Genomic DNA, 23,407 nt, shown 5'->3' with positions numbered 1-23,407 from the left:
GTCGATCGCGACGGAAGACCCCGGTAATGCCTGACGCAGGCATCGGTGGCTCGTCGCTGGACCAGCTCTACCAGCTCAACCGCGAGGTCGCCGAGTCACGGTCGGCCCGGCTGCTGGTGACGAACAATCTGGCCACCTATGTCACGTTGATGGAACGCCACCTGGACCGGGGCGCCAAGCTCACCGAGACCGAGTTGGTGGTCCGGCTGGAACGCGACCTGACCGATCTGGGCTCCGAGACCGAGCAGTCCGGCCTCGCCCTGATCAAATACTGGGCCAGCCAGGGCTGGCTGCACCGGATCACCGAGCAGTCCGGTGACGCTGAACGCAACGTCTGCTACCTGACCTACGAGGCCCGGGCCGTGCTGGATTTCGCGCGCCGCATGCGCCGCGAGGACACGGTCGCGACCGGCGGCTCGATCACCGGTATCGCGGCCGGGCTGCGCCGGGTGGCCGGCCAGGTCAGCAACGACCCGGACCGTATCCGCGCCGACATCGAAGCCGAGATCGCCAGGCTGCGTGACGAACTCGATGCCCTCGAGCAGGGGCAGCGGCCTGAGCCCGACCTGGTCGACGTCGAGGACGACGCGCGGGCCATCGCCTTGCAGATGGAGCAGATCGTCTCCGACATCGGGCAGTACGGCGCCATGCTCAACCGGATCACTACCCGACTGCTGGACGCCTCCGCCGATACCGACCTCGGCTACCGGGAACGTCAGCGCCAGTTGTTCGACGACTACGAGTCACTGTTCGCTTCCCGTGAGAGTGCCTCCTACACCGCCTTCACCCGCATGATCCAGGACCCCGAGCAGCGGGCCGCCTTGGTGACAGACATCGAGGCGGTGACCCGTGAGTTACCGCACCTGGACCCGGACCTGCGTGAGGTGATGACCGGGTTCTTCAGCCTGGTGTCGGCGCAGACGGCCGAGGTCGGGCGGACTCGTCAGCGCTGCGCCCGCCGGATCAAGCGTTTTGTCGCCTCCGGCACGCTGGAACACAGTCGCGGTGTCACCCGTCAGCTCAACGAGGCACTGGCCGGCGCGCACGACCTCCTCAGCGTCTCCCTGGCCGACAGTCGCATCGGTATCGAGGTTCCGCTGGCCCGCACCGATCTCAATTCGATTGGCGCCGTGGCCTTCAAGATTCGTGACGCGATCCCGCCGTCACCGGCCGAGTCCTCCGAGGGCGAGGTCAATCTGTCGGCATTCTCGGCATTGGCGTCCCAGGTCGACGCCGCTGAGTTGGCCGAGTTGGTCAACGGCGCGGTGGCGGTCGGGCCGGTGTCGCTGCCCGACGCGATCAGCATGCTGGACTCGGCGTATCTCGGGCATGTGATCGTGCTGTGGTCCTGGGCCCTCAAGCAGCACCCCGCCGAAAACGCTGAATCTGTGCGGGTGCGCTTCCGGTCTCTGGAGGGTGCCGATCGCGAAATCGAGATACCCCGACTGGTTTTCACCGAGCCGATCCCTACTGCCAGTGAGAGCATGCTATGACCGAGACCCCCGACCCCACGTTTGACACCGGGGTCGACTTCGATGCCCTGCCGAGCATCGACGCCGTCGAGCGGACCACCGAACAGCGTCGCGCACCCCGCTTCGACGGCGACGTCAGCGAGTTGCCCGACCGGGCCTGCTGGGCACTGCAGCACCTGCTGGCGCGGCGCTACATCAGCAAGGACAACCACTCCGAGCTGTGGGCGTGGGTCACCCGGTACCGCACCGAGATCACCGTGCGGCTCTCGGAACTCGATCTGCGGCTGTGTATCTCGGACGATCACGACATCGCCTACGTCGAGACGGCCGATTATGAGTCGCAGTGGCGGCGCCGGTTGCTACGCCGCGAGACCCTCAACACCTACGACTCGATCCTGGCACTGCACCTGGCCAAGCTCATGCGTGCCGCATCCCGTGACGAGAACGTGCTGATCAGCCGTGACGAGATCCATGAGCTGTTCGCCGGGGTGAACAACGACACCGACCGCGACATCGCCTCGTTCGACAAGCGGATCGACAACGCGATCGAGCGGCTCACCGATATCGAGATGCTCTCGCGCAACCGGGAGGACGAGGACAGCTTCACCATCAACCCGGTGGTCAACGCGATCATGACGGCTTCGATGATCACCGAGTTGCAACAGCAGTTCGAGCAACTCAAGCGGGCTGCGAACGGCACCGCCACCGACGATTCCGACGACATGGACGTATCCGAACGGCTCTCCGACGATGTGGACGCACATGGCTGAACCGACCAACCAGTTCTCGTTGTCGCGCCTGCAGGTCATCAATTGGGGGGTGTTCGACGGGTATCACTCGATCCCGTTCAGTCAGCACGGCACGCTGATCACCGGATCCTCGGGTAGCGGTAAATCCTCACTGCTGGACGCGATCTCGCTGGCGTTCCTGCCTTCGCACCGGCGTAACTTCAACGCTTCCGGCGACACGACCGCCGCGGGAGCAGGCACCGGAAAACGGACCGTCGACAAGTACGTCCGTGGCGCCTGGGGTGAGCGGCGGGAGGGCGCCAACCGGCAGATCATGTACCTGCGTGGGACGGGCCCGGCCTGGTCGGCAGTTTCGGTCACCTACAGCGACCGCACCGGGCGCTCGGTCACCGGGTTGGTACTCAAATGGCTTGCCGCCGAGAAGACGTCGGATCCGGGCAGCCGCTACTACCTGATCGATGACGACCGCGACATCTTCGGCCTGTGCAATCGGTGGGCGTCCAACGGTTATGACGCCGCGGTGTTCCGCGACGACGGCTGGACCGGTGGTCGCAGCGAGAGTCAGTATCTGGCCCAGTTGTACGCCAGCATCGGCATCCGCGCCTCGGAGGCCGCGCAGCAGCTTCTCGGCAAGGCGAAATCACTGAAAAGCGTTGGTGGGCTTGAGCAATTCGTGCGTGAATTCATGCTCGACGAGCCCGTCAGCCTCAGTGGCGTGGAGGAGGCTCTGGAGCAGATCAACCCGCTGGTCGAAGCCCGCGGGCTGCTGGATGTGGCCCGGCGCAAGCGCAATACGCTGGGAAACATCGCTGCGGTGCAGGCGCGTTATGCCGAAGAGGCAGCCAAGTTCGGCGTGATCGACACGGTCGACAACGCGTTGGTCCGCGACTACGTCGATCACCTGCGGTTGGCCCAGGCCGGCCCGGAGATCGACAATCTCGACGACCAAATCACTCAGCTCGGTGCCCAGCGTGACGAGTTCGGTTCACAGCAGCGTCAGCTCAAGAACGAGCACAACTCGCTGATGGCCCAGATCAACACGGTCACGGTGGATCTGGTGCCGCTGCAGCAGCGTCTGACCGAGGCCGAACGGATCAGCGAAGAGGTGTCGCGCCGGCGCAGCGGCTACGAGGACAAGGTCACCGCACTGGGGTTGACCCCGCCGGACAACGGCGAGGAATTCTGGTCGCTGCGTGAGACATTGATGGACGAGGCCGACCGGCTGCATCGGGAGCTGTTCACCGGGAACCAGCCCTACGTCGAGGCCTCGGCCAAGGAGGTGCGGGCCCGGGAGGCGCGCGAGAGCGTGGAGTCCGAGCTGGAGCGGGTGCAGCGGTTGGGCTCCCCGCTGCCGCGGACCGAATACGAGATGCGGGCACGGATCGCCCGGGCGCTCGACATCTCCGAGCGTGACCTGGTCTATGTCGCGGAGCTGATGGAACTCAAGCCCGACGAGACACGATGGCGGCTGGCCGTCGAAAAGGTGTTGCGCGGGGCTGGATTACGCTTGCTGGTCCCCGATACCTACATGGAACGCGCGCTGCGCTTCGTCAATGAGAACGACATGCGTGGCCGGATCCAGTTGCAGCACGTCCAGCACGGCGCACAGTTGCACACCCCGCCACCGCACACGCTGGCCACCAAACTCCAGCTCGCCGATCCGACACATGACAGTGCGGTCGAGGCGCTCAACGTGATCGCACGCATCGGTGATTACGTATGTGTCGACGGGCCGGGCGAGTTCACCGAACAGTCTCGCGCCGTCACCGACCAGGGCCTGCGCAAAGACAGCGGCGGACTGTCGATCAAGGACGACCGGTCGCGGCTACGTCCGTCGGACTACATCTTCCTCGGCGGTACCGCAGCCAAAGTCGAAGCCCTGCAGGATGATCTGGCTGCTGCCCAGGATCTGTACCAGGTGGCGCGTAACTCCCGCGAGCGCCTCGACGAGCACCGTGGCCAGCTACAGTCCCGCGAGCGTGCCTGCCGGGCGCTGTGTGACCAGTTCATGCAGTGGAGCGATATCGACTCAGATTCGGTCGACGAGATGCTGGAGCGGCTGCAGGACGAACACGAGTTGCTGGTCTCGGACAACCCCGACGCCGAACGGCTGCAACTGCGGGCCGATGAATGCTGGGAACGGGTCGAGAAGGTGATCCAGCAGATCGGTTCGCTCAACGAACGCGAGTCCACGCTGGACCGCAGGCGGACCGCGCTGCTGGAACTCGCCGAGGTCCTGACCGAACGGCTCGGGTCCGGCGCGCTACCGCAGCACACCCGTGACACCATCGACAGCTACGCCGCAGACATCGCACTGACCCTCGAGTTGCTCGAATCCGAGCCGTACCGAAGCGAACTGAACCGCGTCATCAGCCGCGAGCGGGACCGGCTGCGGGCGGACCGCAACCGGTCACATGACGAGCTCGCCGGCATCATGGCCGCCTACGACAGCTCGTTCCCCGATGCCATCCCCAATGACAGCGATGTGTTCGACGAGCGAGTGCACGACTATGTCGGATTGTGCCGTCGTATCGACGAGCGTGAGTTGCCCGACGCCTACGAGCGTATGCAGCGGTTGATCACCGAGCAGGCGCCGGGAGCGATCCTGAACTTGCACATGATCGCCGACAACGAGGCGCGGCGGATCACCGAGCAGATCGCCCGAGTCAACACCGGACTGGGCGCGGTGGAGTTCAACCGCGGCACCCGGCTGACCCTGCATGCCGGTACCCGGCACCTGGCTGCGGTCGACGAACTCAACGAGAAGGCTCAGCGCATCTCCTCCCGGGTGTCGCTGGTGAGTTTCGGCGACGAGACCGCGATGTTTGAGCAGTACACCGACATCCTGCAGCTGCGGAAGTTGTTGGCCGGCAACACACCCGAGGATCGTCAATGGACCCGCGATGCGTTGGATGTGCGTAACCGGTTCGTGCTGTACTGCGAGGAGCGCGACGCCGAGACCGGCGAGGTGATCCGGACCTACAGCAATTCCGGTGACAACTCGGGTGGTGAGCAGGAGAAGCTCATGGCGTTCTGCCTGGCCGGGGCGTTGAGCTTCAACCTGGCCAGCCCCGACAGCAATGACACCCGGCCGCTGTTCGCCCAGCTGATGTTGGACGAGGCGTTCTCGAAGTCGGATCCGCAGTTCGCTCAGCAGGCTTTGTCGGCGTTCCGCAAGTTCGGGTTCCAGCTGGTGATCGTGTCGACCGTGCAGAACAGCACGACGATCCAGCCCTACATCGACAACGTGGTGATGGTGTCCAAGTCTGATGCGTCGGCACCCAATGCCCGGCCGGTCGCCTCGGTCACCTCGGCATCGATCTCCGAATTCGCCGATCTGCGACGCGCTTCGGGGGACGCGGTACCCAGCGCCTGATATTGCGTTGAGCCTGCGTACAGATCGCGATTTAGCGCGAGAACGCGATCTGTACGCAGACTCGGTGTGTGAGAGTCAGAGCGGCCTGACCGTCGCGGTCAGGTGGGGGTAGCCCTTCGACAGGTTGCGCAGGGTCAGATCCCAGCCGTCGGCGTCGCGCTCGACGTAGAGCCCGGCCTTGGCCGGCAGCACCACGGGCTTGGCGAACCGCACCGAGTACTTGACGGCGTCGGGGAGCTGCCCCTCGATGTTCGCCAGTACCGCTGCCGCACTGAATATCCCGTGTGCGATCACGGTGGGGAAGCCGAACAGCTTGGCGGCGATACCGTTGGTGTGGATGGGGTTGTGGTCCCCGCCGATCGATGCGTAGTTCCGGATCTGTCCCGGCGTGATGTTCAGCACGGCGTTCGGTGGCGGCAGCTTCGGCTGTTTCTGCGGCTCCGCCTTGGGCTCACCGGACAGGCTGGTCTTCTGCTGGTGCAGGAACGTCGTCACCTGATGCCACACCGTGTCGTTGCCGACCTTGAGTTCGGTGACGATGTCCACCAGCAGGCCCTTGCGGTGCTCACGCAGGTTCTCCGCGTGCACGGCCGCGCTGACGGCATCGGTGACCTTGATCGGCCGGTACTGGGTGATGTGATTTTCCAGGTGCACCGAACCCATTGCGGCGAAGGGAAAGTCGAAGCCGGTGACCAGTGACATCACGGTTGGGAAGGTCAGCGCGAACGGGTAGGTCAGCGGCAGGGTGTCGCTGAACCGCAGCCCGGTCACCTGCGCGTAGGCGGCCACGTTGGCCGGGTCTATCGGCAGGTTGTCGACCGTGACGGTGCGCGCCGGCAGGGTGTCGTCGCGCCGGATGATCGGTAGGGCGCCGACGACGGCGCGCAGCATGTTGTTCACGTGCTCAGGCCCCCAACATGGCCTGGCCGCAGACCCGGATCGTGTTGCCGGTGACCGCATTCGACGCCGGGCTGGCGAAGTAGGCGATCAGCTCGGCCACGTCCACCGGCTTGCCGCCCTGGAACAGCGAGTTGAGCCGGCGGCCGACCTCGCGGGTGGCCAGCGGGATGGCATCGGTCATCTTGGTCTCGATGAAGCCGGGGGCCACCGCGTTGATGGTGATGTTCTTCGATGCCAGCACCGGTGCCAATGCCTCGGTCAGCCCGATCATCCCGGCCTTGGTGGCGGCGTAGTTGGTCTGTCCGCGGTTACCGGCGATGCCGGCCATCGAGGACAGCCCGATCACCCGGCCGCCGTCGCCGAGCGTGCCGCTGGCCACCAGACCCTCGGTGAGTCGCTGCGGGGCAAGCAGGTTCACCGCGATCACGGAGTCCCAGCGGCTCTCGTCCATGTTGGCGAGCAGCTTGTCGCGGGTGATACCGGCATTGTTGACCAGCACGTCGACCTTGCCGCCGTGCTGTGCGGTGACATGGGCGACGATGGCGTCGACTGCATCTTCCGAGGTGACGTCCAGGGTCAGGGCGCTGCCGCCGACCTTCTCGGCGACCTTGCCGAGATCCTCGGCGGCCTGGGGAACGTCGACGGCCACGACCGTGGCGCCGTCCCGCGCGAACACCTCGGCGATGGTCGCGCCGATGCCGCGGGCAGCGCCGGTCACCACGGCCACCTTGCCGGCCAGTGGCTTGTCCCAGTCCGCCGGCGGCGTCGAATCATCGGCACCGACCCGGTACACCTGCCCGTCGACGTAGGCCGACTTGGCCGAGAGGATGAAGCGCAGGGTGGACTCCAGGCCGGTCGCGGCGGGCTTGGCGTCGGCCGCCAGGTACACCAGTGACGCGGTGGCGCCGCGCTGCAGCTCCTTGCCCAGCGAACGGGTGAAGCCTTCCAGCGCGCGTTGCGCGATCTGGGCGTCGACGCTGCCGGCCTCCTCGGGCGTGGTGCCGATGACGACAACGCGGGCGCACGAGGCGAGGTTGCGCAGCACCGGGGTGAAGAACTGGTAGAGCTCCTTGAGCCCGGCGGCGTCGGGGATGCCGGTGGCGTCGAGCACCACGCCGCCGAACGAATCGGCCCAGCGGCCGCCGATGTTGTTGGACACCACGTCGTAGTCACCTGCCAGCGCGGCGCGCAGAGGCTCCATGACGCGGCCATCCCCGCCGATCAGCAGGGAGCCGGCCAGCGGCGGCTGTCCGGGGCGGTAGCGGCGCAGGGTCTCAGGCTGCGGCACGCCCAGCTGCTTGGCCAGGAACGATCCCGGCCCGGAGTTGACCACTTGGGAGAACAGGTCGGAAGCCACTTAAGCTGCCTTTCGCTTCGCAGTACTGCGTTGTCCATACCGAACTTACTCCAGAGTAAGAACAGTGGGTAATATGGCCCCGGACAACCCGACAGTGGAGGGCAAACAGATGGCCAACAACACGACCCGGCGACGCGTTGCCGTTTTGGGTGGCAACAGGATTCCGTTCGCACGGTCCGACGGCGCCTATGCCAACGCCTCCAATCAGGACATGTTCACCGCCGCGCTGGACGGGCTGATCGAGCGCTTCGATCTGGCCGGTGAGCAGCTCGGGGCGGTGATCGGCGGCGCGGTGCTCAAGCACAGCCGTGACTTCAATCTGATGCGCGAATGCGTGCTGGGCAGCGCATTGTCCCCCTACACGCCGGCCTTCGACCTGCAGCAGGCCTGCGGCACCGGCCTGCAGGCCGCCGCCGTGGCCGCCAACGCCATTGCGCTGGGGCAATACGAGTCCGCCGCAACCGGGGGCGTGGACACCGCCTCGGATGCCCCCATCGCGTTCGGGAACGAATTGCGCCAGGTGCTGCTCGGCCTGCGCCGGTCCAGGTCCAACCTCGACCGGCTCAAGCTGGTCGGCAAGCTGCCGGCCGCCCTCGGTGTGGAGATCCCGGTCAACAGTGAGCCGCGCACCGGCATGTCGATGGGCGAGCACGCCGCCGTCACCGCCAAGAAGATGGGCGTCAAGCGCGTCGACCAGGACGAACTGGCCGCCGCCAGCCACCGGAACATGGCCGCCGCCTACGACAGCGGCTTCTTCGACGATCTGGTCACGCCGTTCCTCGGGCTGTACCGCGACAACAACCTGCGGGCGGACTCTTCGCCGGAGAAGCTCGCCAAGCTCAAGCCGGTGTTCGGCGTCAAGGCCGGTGACGCGACCATGACCGCGGGTAACTCGACCCCGCTGACCGACGGCGCTTCGGTGGCGCTGCTGGCCAGTGAGGACTGGGCCCAGGCGCACGGCCACGAACCGCTGGCGTATTTCGTCGATGCGGAGACCGCCGCCGTCGACTACGTCAACGGGCCCGACGGCCTGCTGATGGCGCCGACGTACGCGGTTCCGCGCCTGCTCGCCCGCAACGGGCTGACACTGCAGGATTTCGATTTCTACGAGATCCACGAAGCGTTCGCCTCGGTGGTGCTGGCCACGCTGGCGGCGTGGGAATCCGACGAGTACTGCAAGGACCGGCTGGGGTTGGACAAGGCACTGGGCGGCATCGACCGTGCCAAGCTCAACGTCAACGGTTCCTCGCTCGCGGCGGGTCACCCGTTCGCGGCCACCGGTGGCCGGATCGTGGCGCAATTGGCCAAGCAATTGGCGGAGAAGAAGAAGCAGACCGGGCAGCCGGTCCGCGGCCTCATCTCCGTCTGTGCGGCTGGGGGACAGGGCGTCACGGCCATTTTGGAGGCGTAGTAGGGCTTGACCGCCGCGGCGAAAACATTCGAAAAGTTTGTTTGGTGGATGTGTAACGGTCGCGGCATAGAGGTCGATACATGGGATAGCTCCGTGTTGCCGTCTGACCCCCCGACCCGACGGCAACACGGAGCAACCTAGCTTCGAATTCGGGCAGAAATCGGCCGTATTTTCCTCTGGTTTGAGGGGTACCCGAGGCGTACGATCGAGCCTACGACGGGTTCGGGAGTGACTGATCCAAAGAGTCGGTACAGGGGTGAAAGACCGGCTGCGTGAGACGAATTGCAACGCCCCCAAGTGTCCTCCCGAACCCGCCCCTTTTTGCCTTTCGGGGCGCCTAGCCTGATGTCATGCAGATCAGCCTCATCGCCTCACTCAGTGACACTGGCGGCCGTTCACCGGTCGACGCCACGGTAGAGAATCTCGCGCAACTGCACGACGAGGGTTTCCGGCGGGTCTGGATGACGCAGATGCCCTACGAACCCGACCTCCTGACCGTCCTTGCGGTCGCGTTCCGTGAGGTTGACGGGATCGAGGTGGGCACCGGCGTGATCCCGATCCAGAATCAGCACCCGATGTTGTTGGCCCAGCGGGCGCTCACGCTCAGCTTGATCAGCGGCGGCCGGTTCCTGCTGGGCCTCGGCATGACGCATGCCGCGGTGACCGAGGGCATGTGGGGCATTCCGTGGGACAAGCCGGTGCGACGTCTGCGGGAGTACCTCGATGGGCTGCAGCCGCTGTTGGCCGGCGAACCCGCTGATGCGCCGGGTGAGACGGTGACCACGCGCGGCGCCCTGCAGATTCCGGGGGCGTCGGCGCCCGATGTGTACATCGCCGCATTGGGGCCTCAGCTGCTCAAGCTGGCCGGCCGTCGCACGGCGGGCACCGTCACCTGGATGACAGGGCCGAAGACGCTTGCCGAGCATGTTGCGCCGACCCTGCGGGAGGGCGCCGACGGTCGGCCGGTCCGCGTCGTCGCTGCGCTTCCGGTGAGCGTCACTGATGACGTCGACGGCGCCCGCGCCCAGGCCGCCGAGCAGTTCGCGATGTACGGGTATCTGCCGTCCTACCGGGCGATGCTGGACCGGGAGGGTTACGCCGGACCGGAGGATGCCGCGATCATCGGTGACGAAAGCACTGTGGCAGAACGGATTCGGGCACTCGGCACGGTCGGTGTGGACGAATATGTCGGGGTGGTGTTCGACGCATCGCCCGAAACCAGGGCCCGCACCAGGGCACTGCTGCGCTCGCTCGACAGCTGACGGTGTGGCCAGCCACACCCCATATTGGCTGGACAGCACCATCGTCCGGTGCCAACGTAACCGGCAACGATGATGACCGTGACCACCACCGCAATCACCTCCACCTCCGACGACCGGCGCCGAACACTGCGGACCCCGTTCACCGCGGCAGCCTGCCGTGGCTATCTCTATTTCCTGCTGGTGAGCGTCCTTGCCGTAGTCGGTGTGGTCTACCTGTTCGCGACCGGCCTGACCTCGGGGCTGTTGCTTGTCACCCTGGTCGGCATACCGCTGCTGGCGCTCGTGGTGCTGTCGGGTCGGAGGTGGAACGCGCTGTACCGAGCGCTGGCCCGGCTGGTCGGAGTCACGATCGACCCGCCGGCGCCGTTCGCCCGGCGGCCCGGCTGGCCGCAGACACTGGCCTCGGCCCTGACCGATGTTGTCGGCTGGCGCAGCCTGGGGTTCCTACTTCTGCAGAGCGTCGTGATGACACCTGTCGGATATGGGGTCGTGCTGGGGGTCGTGATATCGGCAGTCCTGGTGGTCTCCCCGGTGATCTGGTTGTGCGGAGTAGCGGTAATCAGTTTCGGCGAACCCGTCGACTCGCTCGGCATTTACCTCCTGCTGTCGGCGGGCGGACTGCTCGCTCTGTACCTGTTGGCGTGGGCCATGATCGGTATCGGGCGTACCCATGTCTGGCTGGCCGAAGCCCTGCTCGCGCCGACCGACCGTGAACGCCGGGTCGGCGAACTGGAGCGGGCGCGTGCCGATGTGGTCGACGATTCGGCAGCGAGGCTGCGTCGCGTCGAGCGCGACCTGCACGACGGCACCCAGGCCAGGCTGATCGCTGTGGCGATGACACTGGCGCGTGCCGAGGAGCAGTTGACTGACCCTGACAAGGCTGACCGGGCACGGCAACTGGTGTCCGACGCGCTGGCGAACACCAAGGACACCCTGACCGAATTGCGTGATCTGGTCCGCGGAATCCGGCCGCCTGCATTGGATCTCGGCCTGGTGCCGGCCGTGCAGACATTGGTGGCGCGCAACCCGATCCCCGTCGAGCTGGTCGACGATCTCGCCGTGCGGCCGTCGTTGGGTGTGGAGACGCTGGCGTACTTCTGTGTCGCCGAGTTGCTCGCCAACGTATCGAAGCATTCCGGTGCCACTCAGGCCACGGTGCAGCTGCACAGCGATGCCGACGAATTGCGGATCACCGTGGCGGACAACGGGTCCGGTGGAGTGGAACCGGCCAATGGCTCGGGGTTGACGGGATTGGCCGATCGGCTGCGGATGGTCGACGGCCGGCTCGACGTCGACAGTCCGGCCGGCGGGCCCACCACGGTGACTGCCGTCGTACCGTCTGGAGCACAGCGGTGACCCGCTTGGCGATCGCCGAGGACAATGCGATCCTGCGTGACGGCCTGACCCAGTTGCTCGTCGAGCGCGGGCATGATGTCGTGGCCAAGGTGGGCACGGCCGAGGGGATCCGGGAGATCGCCGAGACGCTTCGGCCGGAAGTGTTCGTCATCGACATCCGCATGCCGCCGACGTTCACTGACGAGGGGCTGATCGCGGCGGTCTCGTTGCGGCGTTCACATCCCGATGTCGGTGTCCTGGTCTTCTCACAGTGGGTCGAGACCCGTTATGCCGCTGAGTTGTTGGCCGGGAACCCGGAAGGGGTGGGCTATCTGCTCAAGGACCGGGTGGCCGACATCGCCGAGTTCGACGCCGCGGTGCGGCGGGTCGCCGCCGGCGGCACCGCGCTGGATCCGGAAGTGGTGCGCCAGCTGATGGGAACTCGGCGCAGCGGTGATGCGCTGGCCCGGTTGACTCCCCGCGAGCGTGAAGTTCTCGCCCTGATGGCGGAGGGGCACTCGAACAGTGCCCTGGCCGAACATCTTTCGGTTTCCGAACGTGCCGTGGAGAAACACATCGGAAGCATCTTCACCAAGCTCGACCTGCCGCCGTCGACCGCGCATCACCGCCGCGTGTTGGCGGTCGTCACCTACCTGAACTCCTGAGCGGCCCGGGATGATTGTCGCCGATCTGTCGGTTGCAACCCATGTATCACCGCAGAAACGGAGGCCACAGTGCCCGCAACGCCACCAACGGCGGACAGTCTGAGCATTCTCGTCATCGGGACCGGCGAACTCGGTGCCAGTGTGTTGGCCGCTCTCACCCGTCACCTCGGAATCCATCCCGGCGCAGCAAGTATCGCGGTGCTGCTGCGGCCACCGGCAGCAGGTGCCGATGTGAAACACGATGCGCGCAGCAAGGAACTGACGAAGGCGGGTATCACCATCGAGCAGGCCGACGTCGCGTCGGCGTCGGTGGCCGAGCTCGCCGCGATCATGGGGCGCTATCACACGGTCATCAGCTGTGTCGGCTTCGCGGCCGGGCCGGGCACGCAGCGCAAACTCGCTCAAGCGGCCCTCACCGCCGGGGTATCGCGGTTCTTCCCGTGGCAGTTCGGCGTCGACTACGACGAGATAGGGCGCGGTAGCGCGCAGACGCTGTTCGACGAGCAGCTCGACGTGCGCGACCTGCTCCGCAGCCAGCACGCCACGGAGTGGGTGATCATCTCCACCGGCATGTTCACCAGTTTCCTGTTCGAACCCGAGTTCGCCGTCGTGGATCTGGATGCCAATACCGTGCATGCGTTGGGAAGCTGGGATAACCAGGTCACCCTCACCACCCCCGAAGATATTGGCGTGCTCACCGCCGACATCGTCTTCGCCGAACCGCGTATTCGCGACACTGTCGTCTATCTCGCGGGGGACACCGTCAGCTACCGCGAACTCGCCGATATCGTCGACCGGGTCCGTGCGACATCGGTTACCCGCACCCTGTGGACCACCGACCTCCTGATCGACCGACTACGGCAGGATCCGGAGGGCACGATGAGCAAGTACCGGGCGGTGTTCGCCCGCACCAATGGTGTTGCCTGGCCGAAGGATCAGTCATACAACGCCGTTCGCGGTATCAGGACCACGACCGCCGAGGAATGGGCCCGAGCGAACCTGGTGTGACACGCGGCGCCCACCGGAGATCTAATTCGATGTTGTCGGCTCGGGTTCCGGTTCGAGCAGTTCGCGAACCGAGGTGCGCGATCCGTAGGGGCGCAGCATCCGGCTGGCCGGCCGGGGCCGCACGATCTGCGGCCACCAGAACCACCGGCCGAGGAGTGCCGCGATCGACGGTGTCATGAACGACCGCACAATCAAGGTGTCGAAGAGCAGACCGAGGCCGATCGTGGTGCCGATCTGACCGAGGACGATCAGATCGCTGAAGATGAACGAGGACATGGTGGCCGCGAACACCAGACCGGCCGCGGTCACCACCCGGCCGGTTCCGGCCATGGCGCGGATGACGCCGGTTTTGAGACCGGCCCCGATCTCTTCCTGGAATCGGGATATCAGCAGCAGGTTGTAGTCGGCGCCCACCGCCAGTAGCAGGATGATGGCCAGGGCCAGCACGATCCAGTACAGCTGGATGCCGAAGATGTACTGCCACACCAGAACTGACAAGCCGAACGATGCTCCCAGCGACAGCACGACGGTGCCGACGATGACCAGCGCCGCGACAATGCTGCGGGTGATGAACATCATGATGAGCAGGATGAGCGATATCGCCGCCAACGCGGCGATGATCAGGTCGTATTTGGCCCCATCCTGAATGTCCTTGTATGCCGAAGCGGTTCCGGCCACGTAGATCTTGGCGTCTGACAGGGGAGTCGCTTTGATCGCGTCGAACGCGGAGTCCTTGAGCGCGTCGATGTGTGAAATGCCTTCGGGCGTAGCGGGAGTGCCCTCATGGGTGATGATCATGCGGGCGGCTTTGCCGTCGGGCGACATGAACAGTTTCAGGCCGCGCTTGAAGTCGGGGTTGTCGAAGGCTTCCGGCGGAAGATAGAACGAATCGTCATTCTTGGCGGAGTCGAAGGCCTGCCCCATCGCGGTCGAATTCTGCAGAGCCTCCTCCGACTGCGCATTGGTACCGGACGTGGTCGCGTAGTTCGACAGCGTCAGGTCACGGTTGCGCTCCTGGATGGCGATCTGCGGTGGCAGCAGCGCCACGAGTTTCGGCTGAAGCGCATCGAGCTTGTCCAAGCTTGCGGTGATCTGTCCGAACTGGTCGCTGAGCTTGTCGATCCCGTCGAGCGCGTCGAACACTGACCTCAACGCCGCGCACATGGGGATGTCGAAACAGTGTGGCTCCCAGTAGAAATAATTGCGCAGGGGCCGGAACTGATCGTCGAAATTAGCGATCTTGTCGCGCAGGTCGTTCACGATCGCGACGGTGTCGTGGAACGCCTGGGTCTGCTCATGGGTGGCCGCAGCACTGGCCTGCTGCAACGTAACCTGCTGCTTGAGGATATTGATCGTGTTCGACAGCTCGTTGGCCTGCTTGAGTAGATCGGCCGCGCGGTCCTGCTGATAGCCCAGATTCATGATCTGGCTGGCGCTTTGGGCGCTGATCTGAAATGGGATGGAGCTGTGCTTGATCGGCGTGCCCAGTGGGCGGGTGATCGACTGGACGAGGGCAATGCCGCGGGTGTGCAGAACAGCTTTGGCAACGCGTTCGAGGACGAGCATGTCCGCGGGGTTGCGCATGTCGTGATCGGTTTCGATCATCAGCAGCTCGGGGTTCAGCCGGGCCTCTGAGAAGTGGCGGGTGGCGGCGGCATAGCCGATGTTGGCCGGCGCCGATTCCGGTAGGTAGGGGCGGCCGTCGTAGCTGGTCTTGTACCCCGGCAGGGCGAGCAGGCCGATGAGCGCGATCAGACACGACACCACCAGGATGGGACCGGGCCAACGCACGATCGCGGTACCGATGCGGCGCCATCGCGGCGCCCGTGGGTTGCGTTTCGGCTCCAGCAGTCCGAACCGGCTGAAGATGGTCAGCACCGCGGGGCCCAGGGTCAGCGCCGCCGCCAACGTCACGAGCACGCCGATGGCGGCGGGGATGCCCAGGGTCTGGAAGTAGGGCAGTCGGGTGAAGTACAGGCAGGCCACCGCGCCGGCGATGGTCAGTCCCGAGCCGACGATGACGTGTACGGTTCCACGGAACATGTCGTAATAGGCTGCCTCCCGGTCCATCTCACGGCTACGTGCTTCGTGATATCGGCCGATGATGAAGATGCCGTAGTCCGTGCCCGCGGCGATCGCCAGCAGCGTCAGCAGATTCGTCGAATACGTGGACAGTCCGATGATGCCGGAATGCGCCAGTGCGGCCACGACGCCACGAGCGGCGGCCAGCTCGACGGCCACCGTGACGAGCATGATGAGCATCGTGACCAGCGAGCGGTAGACCACGAGCAGCATCACCGCGATGACCAGGAAGGTGATGGCGGTGACCTTGTGGGTGCCCTCGCTGCCGACTTCGAAGTTGTCGGTGATCAGTGGTGCGGCGCCGGTGACGTAGGCCTTGACCCCGGGCGGTGGCGGGACACTTGCCACGATGTTGCGGATGGCGTCGACGGATTGGTTGGACAACGCCTCGCCCTGGTTGCCTGCGAGGTACACCTGCACCAGGGCGGCCTTGCCGTCCTTGCTCTGCGAGCCGCCCGCCGTGAGGGGGTCTCCCCAGAAGTCCTGAATGTGCTCGACGTGCTTGGTGTCCTCGGCCAGCCGTTTCACCAGGGTGTCGTAGAAGCGGTGGGCTTCGTCGCCGAGGGGTTGGTCGCCTTCGAGCACGATCATGGCTGCGCTGTCGGAGTTGAACTCGTCGAAGACCTGGCCGATGTGTCGCATCGCCATGGTCGACGGCGCGTCGGGCGCGTTCAGACCTACGGAGCGGGCGGCGCCGACGACTTCCAGTTGTGGCACAAGGATGTTCGTCAGGGCAGCGATGGCCACCCACACCAGCACGATCGGTACGGCGAGCACGCGGATGGTGCGCGCCGTCCGCGAACCGGTATGTGCGCCGTCTTCGGCGTCGTGCTGCCCGCTCATGCCGACTTGTCCAAGCATGCGATGTAGCCGTTCACGTTGTCGGTGGACCTTTCGTCCTTGACCACACCGTTGACCGTGATGCGGCAGCCGATGTAGTCACCGTCGCCCTGTGCGCGAAGGTCGGCGAACATGGTCGGGTCATCGGTGACCAGCGTCTGTGACCATGGCAGCGTCACGTCCTCGGCCCGTTGGGGCTGGGCGTCGATGTCGAGGTAGTTGACCGTGGCGACCGAACCCGGTGGGCCGAACACCTCGAACAGCACCCGCTTCGGGTTGTATCCCGTGTTCTCCAGGGTGTCGGCACTGGGGCGCGACACCTCGTTGTCGGAACCGAATATGCCGTGCAGTCGACTGACGGTGAAGGCGACGACGGCGACCACCAGTACGGCCACGATCACCGTCCAGCGCCGCCTGACCAGTCTGCTTACCGAGATCCCCTGCATCTCAGAGCCTTTCGAGAACAAGCGCACAACTCGCCTTGAAGCGAGAGACTTCGGCCGTTCCAAGCACCTGAACGGTACCGTACGGTACAGTCCAATCGAGGGCAAGAGTTTCAGGCCGGTTGATCTGACTTCCACCTACCGAAAGGTTTCCGCGGTGTCTCCCGCTTCAACGCACGATGTCTCGGGTCATGGCTCGCCGTGGACCGAGCGCGAGGCCGAGTTGCTGGCGGTGACCCTGCGACTATTGCAGCAGCAGGGATACGACCGGTTGACCGTGGAAGCCGTGGCAACCGAGGCGAAGTCGAGCAAGGCCACCATCTACCGCCGCTGGCCCTCGAAGACGGATCTGGTGCTGGCGGCGTTCATCGAGGGCACCCGGGTGCAGCTCGTCCCGCCCCACACCGGTTGTCTACGAACCGATCTCCTGAGTATCGGCGCTTCGGTGTGCGCACAGGCACGCGAGCACGCCAGCACGATGAGCGCGATCATGAGCGAGATTGCGCACAGCCCGGAACTGAGTGCGGCCATGCAGAATCAGTTCGTACTGGAACGCAAGAAACTCATGACGGATGTTCTGGCCGAGGCGGTTGCGCGTGGCGAGATCGACGCCGCAGCGATCCATGACGAACTATGGGATGTGATGCCGGGATACCTGGTGTTTCGCTCCCTGATCCCCGGGCGTCCGCCGACGGAGGAGACGGTTCGGGCATTGGTCGACGACGTCTTGATGCCCAGCCTGACCCGCTTCTGAGCTCACACCGCTAACCGCTCAACGCAATCCGCGCAGCGCCCAGATCGTCAGATAGGCCAAGCCGAAGAACGCCGCGACCGCTACCGCTACGCCCGTGGACTGCACGTAGGACAGCGGTGAGCGCATCCAGTCGAATGTCGCCGCGACCACCGCATCGGGGCGGGTGACCAGGTCCCAGGAGTTCCATCGTTGGAAGCGGCCGATGACCACGCCGACGGCGCAGCCGGCAACCGACAGCACGACGGCCAGCCAGCCCCAGAATGGGCCGAATTCGTCGTCCAGGCGCTGATGCACCAGCAGCAGTGACACCACCCCCAGCAGGATGCCGGTCCAGGCGGCGAACCCGTATTGCAGCACGTGGCGCCACAGCTCGTAGCCCTCGCCGAGGTGGACCAGATCGGTCACCAGGTACGGCGCGTTCGGCAGGAACGCCAACCAGGCGAGGCCCAGCGGCAGTAGCCACAGCCTGCGCTCGACCAGATCGAACGCGATCGCGAAGACCATCGGGATCCATGCCAGCACCAGGTTCCACACCAGGAACTTGGTCGGATAGGACATCGGTGCGGCCGGGTCGGTGATCCCAAGGGCCAGGGTGAGCGCGGTCGTCGCCATCAGGGAGACGACCAGCAGGATGCCGCGGGCTTCGATCATGGGACCAGTTTGCCTGTCGCAGAAACAAAATCGCCCCCGGGCGGACCCGGGGGCGATTTCACACGAACTTTTAGAATGCAGCCTCGTCGAGCTCCATCACCTCGTTGTCGATGGTCTCGATGACCTGACGGGTGCTGGTCAGCAGCGGCAGCATGTTCTTGGCGAAGAACGATGCCGCGGCGATCTTGCCCTCGAGGTAGGTGCGATCCTCCCCGGTGGCACCGGCGTCGAGCTTCTCGATGGCTACGGCGGCCTGGCGGGCCAGCAGCCAGCCGAGCAGCAGGTCGCCGACCGACATCAGGAAGCGGACCGAACCGAGACCCACCTTGTAGATTGCGGCCTGGTCCTCTTGCGCGGCCATCAGGTAGCCGGTGAGGGTGGCGGCCATGCCCTGGACGTCCTCCAGCGCGGTGGCCAGCAGGGCACGCTCGGTCTTGAGGCGGCCATTGCCGGTCTCGTTCTTGATGAACTGCTCGATCTCACCGGCCACGAACGCCAGCGCCTGACCCTTGTCGCGGATGATCTTGCGGAAGAAGAAGTCCTGCGCCTGGATGGCGGTGGTGCCTTCGTAGAGCGAGTCGATCTTGGCGTCGCGGATGTACTGCTCGACCGGGTAGTCCTGCAGGAAGCCGGAACCACCGAAGGTCTGCAGGCTCTCGGTCAGCTTCTCGTATGCGCGCTCGGAGCCCACACCCTTGACGATCGGGAGCAGCAGGTCGTTGACCTTGGCAGCCAGCTCGCCCTCGATGCCGTGCACGGCCTTGGCAACCTCGACATCTTGGAACGTCGCGGTGTAGATGTACAGCGCGCGCAGTGCCTCGGCGTAGGCCTTCTGGGTCATCAGGCTGCGACGCACGTCGGGGTGATGGGTGATGCTGACGCGCGGGGCGGTCTTGTCCATCATCTGGGTCAGGTCAGCGCCCTGGATGCGCTCCTTGGCGTACTCCAGAGCATTGAGGTAACCGGTCGACAGGGTCGCGATGGCCTTGGTGCCCACCATCATTCGAGCCTGCTCGATGACGTCGAACATCTGCGCGATGCCGTTGTGGACCTCGCCGACCAGCCAGCCCACCGCGGGGGTGCCGTGCTGGCCGAAGGTCAGCTCACACGTGGTGGAGACCTTCAGGCCCATCTTGTGCTCGACGTTGGTGACGAAAGCGCCGTTGCGCTCACCCAGTTCGCCGGTCTCGTGGTCGAAGTGGAACTTCGGTACGAAGAACAGCGACAGGCCCTTGGTGCCGGGGCCGGCGCCCTCGGGGCGGGCCAGCACCAGGTGCATGATGTTTTCGAACAGGTCGTCGGAGTCGGCGGACGTGATGAAGCGCTTCACGCCGTCGATGTGCCAGGTGCCGTCTTCCTGCTTGACGGCCTTGGTGCGACCGGCGCCGACGTCAGAGCCCGCGTCGGGCTCGGTGAGCACCATGGTGGCGCCCCAGCCGCGCTCGGAGCCCAGCACGGCCCACTTCTTCTGCTCTTCGGTGGCGTTGTTGTAGAAGATCTCGCACATGCCCGCGCCCATCGCGTACATGTAGGCCGCCGGGTTGGCGCCGAGGACGTGCTCAATCACGGCCCACTGAAGGGCGCGAGGCACCGGCATGCCGCCGAGTTCCTCGGAAAGGCCCACCTTGTCCCAGCCGCCCTCGAGGAGCGCGCGCATCGACTTCTTGAAGGGCTCGGGCAGCGCGACGGTGTGAGTCTTGGGATCGAACACCGGGGGGTTGCGGTCACCGTCGGCGAACGACTCGGCGATGGGCCCCTCGGCCAGTCGGGCGATCTCCGCGAGCATCTCGCGCGCCGAATCCTGGTCGAGATCTGCAAACGCGCCGGTGCCGAACACCTTGTCGATGCCGAAGACATCGAACAGGTTGAATTCCTGGTCACGCACGTTGCTCTTGTAGTGGCCCACTTTTCCTCCTTGTGAGACTGCCACCTGAGGTTGGGTACTCGGGATAAGTTACCCACCAGTAACTGCGGCCAACTATACCGTTCGGTAACTTCAACGCAAAGAGACTGCGAGCAATTTTTGGAGGCCAACCAACCCAGCGGTTGATCGAGGCTTGTACCCCCTCGCCGAAATGTCTTTGGCCTGCGGTTTCATCACATTGTGACGATCCTCACGAATATCGCCATTAGGGTGGGCGGATGCGTCGAATCGCGGTGTGGGGTACAGGAAACATGGGTGCAACGGCTATCCGATCGGCCACGGCATTCCCGGGGCTCGAACTGGCGGCAGTCATCACCTCATCTGAGGACAAGGCTGGTCGCGATGCTGCGACGTTCGCCAACCTCGACGCCCCGACGGGAGTCACCGCCACCACCGATGTCGACGCGGCCCTCGCCCAGTGCGACGCGGTTGCCTATATGTCCTCCGGCGATATCCGTCCGGAGGAAGCCCTCGCCGAAATCGAGCAATGCCTGCGCGCGGGCAAACACGTGGTGACGCCGTCGCTGTACTTGCTCTATGACCCGGCGTCGGCCCCCGCCGAGTGGGTCGAGCGGCTCACCGACGCCGCGGCCACCGGCAACTCCGCGCTTCTGGTCAGCGGCGTCGACCCGGGTTGGGGCAACGACGCACTGGCGGTCATCGCCGCCGGGCTGTGTACCCGGATCCGCACCGTCCGGTGTCAGGAGATCTTCGACTACTCCACCTACAACCAGCCGCACTCGGTGCGGGTGCTCTGCGGTTTCGGCGGGCCGATGGACGAGACGCCGATGATGTTGCTGCCGTCCATCCCCACCATGGTCTGGGGCGGCAATGTCCGGCTCATCGGCCGCGGGCTGGGCCTGGAGATCGACGACATCACCGAGACGGTCGAACGGCTGCCGCTGACCGAGGCCGTCGACAACGTCATGGGCCGGTTCGAGGCCGGCACCCAGGGGGCGTTCCGGCTCCAGGTCATCGGCTGGGCCAACGGCGTCGAGCGGGTCATCATCGAGCACATCACCCGCATCGACCCGGCCTGCGCACCCGATTGGCCGGAGCCTGACGAGGGCGTCGGCGACCATCGCGTCATCATCGACGGCGATCCGCAGCTGACCATGGTGGTGCGCGCCGATGTGCCGGGCGGGACTCGCGCCGACGGCGGCAACACCACCGCGGCCAACCGGCTGCTCGGCGCGATCGATTGGCTGGCCACCCAGAAGCCCGGCATCTACGACGGCCTCGACGTGCCGTTGCACCCGCCGCTGCCCGCCGAGGTCGAGGCCACCCGCTGGATTTGACGCTCCTGCTCGACCAACAGGGGCGGCGCGCTTGCTGACGCAAGCAACTCCTCGGCCCGCGCAGAGAAAGGGCCGCGCGATTATGCGCTGAGGCGGAACATTCCGGCATGGGGTTTCTCCAGCCGAACCTGCCGGTCGTCGATGCCGCCGAGTGGAGCAAGGGCACCCGCGCCGAGCGGATCGTGCCGATGGCGCGGCACATCGCAGAGAACGGTTTCGGCACACCGTTGGTGATGCCGCTGATGTACGGCGTGAAGATCGTGCTGTACGTCCTCGGCGCGTGGTTGTTCGCGTTGTCGACGCGGGGCATTGACGGATTCGCCAACGTCGCGTCCTGGTGGTCGGAGCCGATCGTCTTCCAGAAGGCCGTCCTGTTCACAATGTTGTTCGAAGTCGTCGGGCTCGGTTGCTGTTTCGGACCTTTGGCGGGCCGCTACTTCCCGCCGATGGGATCGATCCTGTACTGGTTGCGGCCCGGCACCGTACGGCTGCCGCCATGGCCGGCACGGATGCCGTTGACCAGGGGCGACAACAGATCCCTGATCGATGTGGCGCTGTACGCTGGCCTGCTCATGTTGCTCGTGACGGCGCTGCTGTCCGATGGGGCCGGCCCAATTCCCGCCCTGGACACCGAGATCGGTGTGCTGCCGTGGTGGCACACCGTCGCGGTGCTGTCCGTTCTGGCGCTGCTCGGGTTGCGCGACAAAGTCATCTATCTCGCGGCCCGCGGCGAGGTGTACGCGCCACTGGCGTTGGTGTTCCTGTTCGTCGGGACGGACATCGTCGTCGGCGCAAAGGTGGTCTTCCTGGTCCTCTGGCTGGGCGCCGCCACCAGCAAGCTCAACGCTCATTTTCCCTTCGTGATCTCGACGATGTTGGCGAACAATCCCTTTGTCCCGCCAGGGATTCTGAAGCGCTCGATGTTCAAGCGATATCCGGACGACCTGAGACCCAGCCGTGCCGCGGGCATCATCGCGCATTTCTCGACGGCAGTGGAAGGGTTGGTGCCGCTGGTGCTGTTCTTCTCCCACGGCGGTTGGCCCACCGCGATCGCGGCGTTCGTGATGGTCATGTTCCACCTGAACATCCTGTTGTCGTTCCCGATGGGTGTTCCGCTCGAATGGAATGTCTTCATGATCTTCGGGGTGCTGTGGCTGTTCGTCGGCCATGCGGGCATCGGGCTGTCCGATCTTGGCGAACCTTGGCCGGTGGCGACCCTGTTCGTCGTGCTCGTGGGCATTGTGGTGCTCGGAAACCTGTTCCCGCACAAGATTTCCTTCTTGCCCGGCATGAGGTACTACGCGGGTAACTGGGACACCACGGTGTGGTGCGTGAAGCCGTCGGCCGACGAGAAGTTGCGCACGGGGTCGCGAGCGCTCGGCCCGATGTACCACCTGCAACTGGAGCGGTTGTACGACGACGGCGAATCACCCCAGATCATCACCTATCTCGGCTACGCCTTCCGCGGCATGAACACCCACGGGCGCGCATTGTTCACGTTGGCGCATCGGGCCATGGCCGACCATGTCGAAGCCGACTACAACCTGTGTGAGGGCGAGCAGGTCTGCGCGATGCTCCTCGGCTGGAACTTCGGTGACGGCCACATGCACAACGAGGGACTGATCGAGGCGATGCAGCGGCGCTGCGGGTTCGACCCTGGAGAGGTCCGCGTGGTGATCCTCGATTCACAACCGATTCACGTCAGGCGACAGCAGTACCGGCTCGTCGATGCCGCCACCGGCGAGTTCGAGCGGGGCTGCGTCGACGTCGACGACATGGTGGTCAATCAGCCCTGGGCGGATGACCTTCCAGTGCGCGTCGACCCTCGCCGCCCCGTCCGCCGAGCAGGCGCATAGGTACCCGACAACTCGCGTTGTCGG

General features: G+C 65.3%; 17 protein-coding genes. 11 read left to right on the top strand and 6 right to left on the bottom strand.

The genetic code is table 11. From position 1 onward, the window contains the following. The first annotated feature begins 26 nt into the window (after window positions 1-26). The 3 genes from JOF57_RS23725 to JOF57_RS23715 are packed head-to-tail and all read left to right on the top strand — an operon-like array spanning window position 27 to window position 5,597. On the top strand, window positions 27-1,493 hold the full coding sequence (locus tag JOF57_RS23725) for a DUF3375 domain-containing protein (RefSeq protein WP_209920807.1): 1,467 nt from the start codon (window positions 27-29) through the stop codon (window positions 1,491-1,493). Continuing rightward, window positions 1,490-2,242: a DUF4194 domain-containing protein gene (locus JOF57_RS23720; RefSeq protein WP_209920804.1), complete on the top strand. Its 753-nt coding sequence runs from the start codon at window positions 1,490-1,492 to the stop codon at window positions 2,240-2,242. The genes JOF57_RS23725 and JOF57_RS23720 overlap by 4 nt, the downstream gene beginning before the upstream one ends. Then, window positions 2,235-5,597: an ATP-binding protein gene (locus JOF57_RS23715; RefSeq protein ID WP_209920801.1), complete on the top strand. Its 3,363-nt coding sequence runs from the start codon at window positions 2,235-2,237 to the stop codon at window positions 5,595-5,597. The genes JOF57_RS23720 and JOF57_RS23715 overlap by 8 nt, the downstream gene beginning before the upstream one ends. Before the next feature lie 75 nt (window positions 5,598-5,672). On the opposite strand, the gene JOF57_RS23710 is transcribed toward JOF57_RS23715, so the two are convergent. Then, the gene (locus JOF57_RS23710) at window positions 5,673-6,488 is read right to left on the bottom strand and encodes a MaoC/PaaZ C-terminal domain-containing protein (protein WP_407666599.1); all 816 of its coding nucleotides are present in this window, start codon (window positions 6,486-6,488) and stop codon (window positions 5,673-5,675) included. A 13-nt stretch (window positions 6,489-6,501) separates the two neighbouring features. Beyond that, entirely contained in the window at window positions 6,502-7,854 is a 1,353-nt protein-coding gene (locus JOF57_RS23705; RefSeq protein WP_209920795.1) for a 3-oxoacyl-ACP reductase, read from the bottom strand. 73 nt (window positions 7,855-7,927) lie between these two features. Here JOF57_RS23705 and JOF57_RS23700 point away from each other — a divergent pair, with 73 nt between their 5' ends. The 5 genes from JOF57_RS23700 to JOF57_RS23680 all read left to right on the top strand — a co-directional run bounded on the left by JOF57_RS23700 (window position 7,928) and on the right by JOF57_RS23680 (window position 13,535). Next, the gene (locus JOF57_RS23700; protein ID WP_407666598.1) at window positions 7,928-9,265 is read left to right on the top strand and encodes an acetyl-CoA C-acetyltransferase; all 1,338 of its coding nucleotides are present in this window, start codon (window positions 7,928-7,930) and stop codon (window positions 9,263-9,265) included. Between the two features lie 350 nt (window positions 9,266-9,615). Further along, window positions 9,616-10,527 (top strand): TIGR03564 family F420-dependent LLM class oxidoreductase, encoded by a 912-nt coding sequence (locus tag JOF57_RS23695; RefSeq protein ID WP_209920792.1) that lies wholly within the window; start codon window positions 9,616-9,618, stop codon window positions 10,525-10,527. A gap of 72 nt (window positions 10,528-10,599) precedes the next feature. Next, window positions 10,600-11,883 carry a sensor histidine kinase gene (locus JOF57_RS23690; protein ID WP_234938864.1) on the top strand — a complete coding sequence of 428 codons (1,284 nt, stop codon included), beginning with the start codon at window positions 10,600-10,602 and terminating at the stop codon, window positions 11,881-11,883. Next, window positions 11,880-12,527, top strand: a complete 648-nt coding sequence (locus JOF57_RS23685; RefSeq protein ID WP_209920786.1) for a LuxR C-terminal-related transcriptional regulator — start codon at window positions 11,880-11,882, stop codon at window positions 12,525-12,527. Before JOF57_RS23690 ends, JOF57_RS23685 begins: the two co-directional genes overlap by 4 nt. A gap of 69 nt (window positions 12,528-12,596) precedes the next feature. Continuing rightward, the gene (locus tag JOF57_RS23680) at window positions 12,597-13,535 is read left to right on the top strand and encodes an aromatic alcohol reductase (protein WP_209920784.1); all 939 of its coding nucleotides are present in this window, start codon (window positions 12,597-12,599) and stop codon (window positions 13,533-13,535) included. A gap of 21 nt (window positions 13,536-13,556) precedes the next feature. On the opposite strand, the gene JOF57_RS23675 is transcribed toward JOF57_RS23680, so the two are convergent. Next, window positions 13,557-16,460 (bottom strand): MMPL/RND family transporter, encoded by a 2,904-nt coding sequence (locus tag JOF57_RS23675; protein WP_209920782.1) that lies wholly within the window; start codon window positions 16,458-16,460, stop codon window positions 13,557-13,559. Next, the gene (locus JOF57_RS23670) at window positions 16,457-16,903 is read right to left on the bottom strand and encodes an MmpS family transport accessory protein (protein WP_209920778.1); all 447 of its coding nucleotides are present in this window, start codon (window positions 16,901-16,903) and stop codon (window positions 16,457-16,459) included. Before JOF57_RS23670 ends, JOF57_RS23675 begins: the two co-directional genes overlap by 4 nt. 154 nt (window positions 16,904-17,057) lie before the next feature. Between JOF57_RS23670 and JOF57_RS23665 the strand changes: the two genes are divergently transcribed. Next, window positions 17,058-17,654 carry a TetR/AcrR family transcriptional regulator gene (locus tag JOF57_RS23665; RefSeq protein WP_209920776.1) on the top strand — a complete coding sequence of 199 codons (597 nt, stop codon included), beginning with the start codon at window positions 17,058-17,060 and terminating at the stop codon, window positions 17,652-17,654. Window positions 17,655-17,672: 18 nt separating this feature from the next. On the opposite strand, the gene JOF57_RS23660 is transcribed toward JOF57_RS23665, so the two are convergent. Together JOF57_RS23660 and JOF57_RS23655 are read right to left on the bottom strand one after the other, a co-directional pair. Beyond that, entirely contained in the window at window positions 17,673-18,305 is a 633-nt protein-coding gene (locus JOF57_RS23660; protein ID WP_209920771.1) for a DUF1361 domain-containing protein, read from the bottom strand. Window positions 18,306-18,375: 70 nt separating this feature from the next. Further along, a complete protein-coding gene (locus JOF57_RS23655) occupies window positions 18,376-20,211 on the bottom strand; it encodes an acyl-CoA dehydrogenase (protein ID WP_209920768.1) in 1,836 nt (611 codons plus the stop codon). Window positions 20,212-20,447: 236 nt separating this feature from the next. Here JOF57_RS23655 and JOF57_RS23650 point away from each other — a divergent pair, with 236 nt between their 5' ends. Both JOF57_RS23650 and JOF57_RS23645 read left to right on the top strand, forming a co-directional pair. Next, window positions 20,448-21,527 (top strand): NAD(P)H-dependent amine dehydrogenase family protein, encoded by a 1,080-nt coding sequence (locus tag JOF57_RS23650; protein WP_209920766.1) that lies wholly within the window; start codon window positions 20,448-20,450, stop codon window positions 21,525-21,527. Between the two features lie 107 nt (window positions 21,528-21,634). Continuing rightward, complete coding sequence (locus JOF57_RS23645) at window positions 21,635-23,383, top strand: DUF3556 domain-containing protein (RefSeq protein ID WP_209920764.1); 1,749 nt, start codon at window positions 21,635-21,637, stop codon at window positions 23,381-23,383. The last annotated feature ends 24 nt before the right edge of the window (window positions 23,384-23,407 follow it).

The organism is Mycolicibacterium lutetiense (assembly GCF_017876775.1).
Classification (GTDB): domain Bacteria; phylum Actinomycetota; class Actinomycetes; order Mycobacteriales; family Mycobacteriaceae; genus Mycobacterium; species Mycobacterium lutetiense.
Note: the sequence above shows the minus strand (reverse complement) of the source record. Positions and strands in the feature narration are given on the sequence as shown.

What these genes read in the sequence shown, in the direction of transcription:
- JOF57_RS23710 (WP_407666599.1), bottom strand. Translation starts at nt 6,488, where the DNA reads ATGCTGCGCGCCGTCGTCGGCGCCCTACCGATCATCCGGCGCGACGAC.
- JOF57_RS23675 (WP_209920782.1), bottom strand. Translation starts at nt 16,460, where the DNA reads ATGAGCGGGCAGCACGACGCCGAAGACGGCGCACATACCGGTTCGCGG.
- JOF57_RS23700 (WP_407666598.1), top strand. Translation starts at nt 7,928, where the DNA reads ATGGCCCCGGACAACCCGACAGTGGAGGGCAAACAGATGGCCAACAAC.
- JOF57_RS23690 (WP_234938864.1), top strand. Translation starts at nt 10,600, where the DNA reads ATGACCGTGACCACCACCGCAATCACCTCCACCTCCGACGACCGGCGC.
- JOF57_RS23645 (WP_209920764.1), top strand. Translation starts at nt 21,635, where the DNA reads ATGGGGTTTCTCCAGCCGAACCTGCCGGTCGTCGATGCCGCCGAGTGG.
- JOF57_RS23715 (WP_209920801.1), top strand. Translation starts at nt 2,235, where the DNA reads ATGGCTGAACCGACCAACCAGTTCTCGTTGTCGCGCCTGCAGGTCATC.
- JOF57_RS23670 (WP_209920778.1), bottom strand. Translation starts at nt 16,903, where the DNA reads ATGCAGGGGATCTCGGTAAGCAGACTGGTCAGGCGGCGCTGGACGGTG.
- JOF57_RS23650 (WP_209920766.1), top strand. Translation starts at nt 20,448, where the DNA reads ATGCGTCGAATCGCGGTGTGGGGTACAGGAAACATGGGTGCAACGGCT.
- JOF57_RS23660 (WP_209920771.1), bottom strand. Translation starts at nt 18,305, where the DNA reads ATGATCGAAGCCCGCGGCATCCTGCTGGTCGTCTCCCTGATGGCGACG.
- JOF57_RS23695 (WP_209920792.1), top strand. Translation starts at nt 9,616, where the DNA reads ATGCAGATCAGCCTCATCGCCTCACTCAGTGACACTGGCGGCCGTTCA.
- JOF57_RS23720 (WP_209920804.1), top strand. Translation starts at nt 1,490, where the DNA reads ATGACCGAGACCCCCGACCCCACGTTTGACACCGGGGTCGACTTCGAT.
- JOF57_RS23725 (WP_209920807.1), top strand. Translation starts at nt 27, where the DNA reads ATGCCTGACGCAGGCATCGGTGGCTCGTCGCTGGACCAGCTCTACCAG.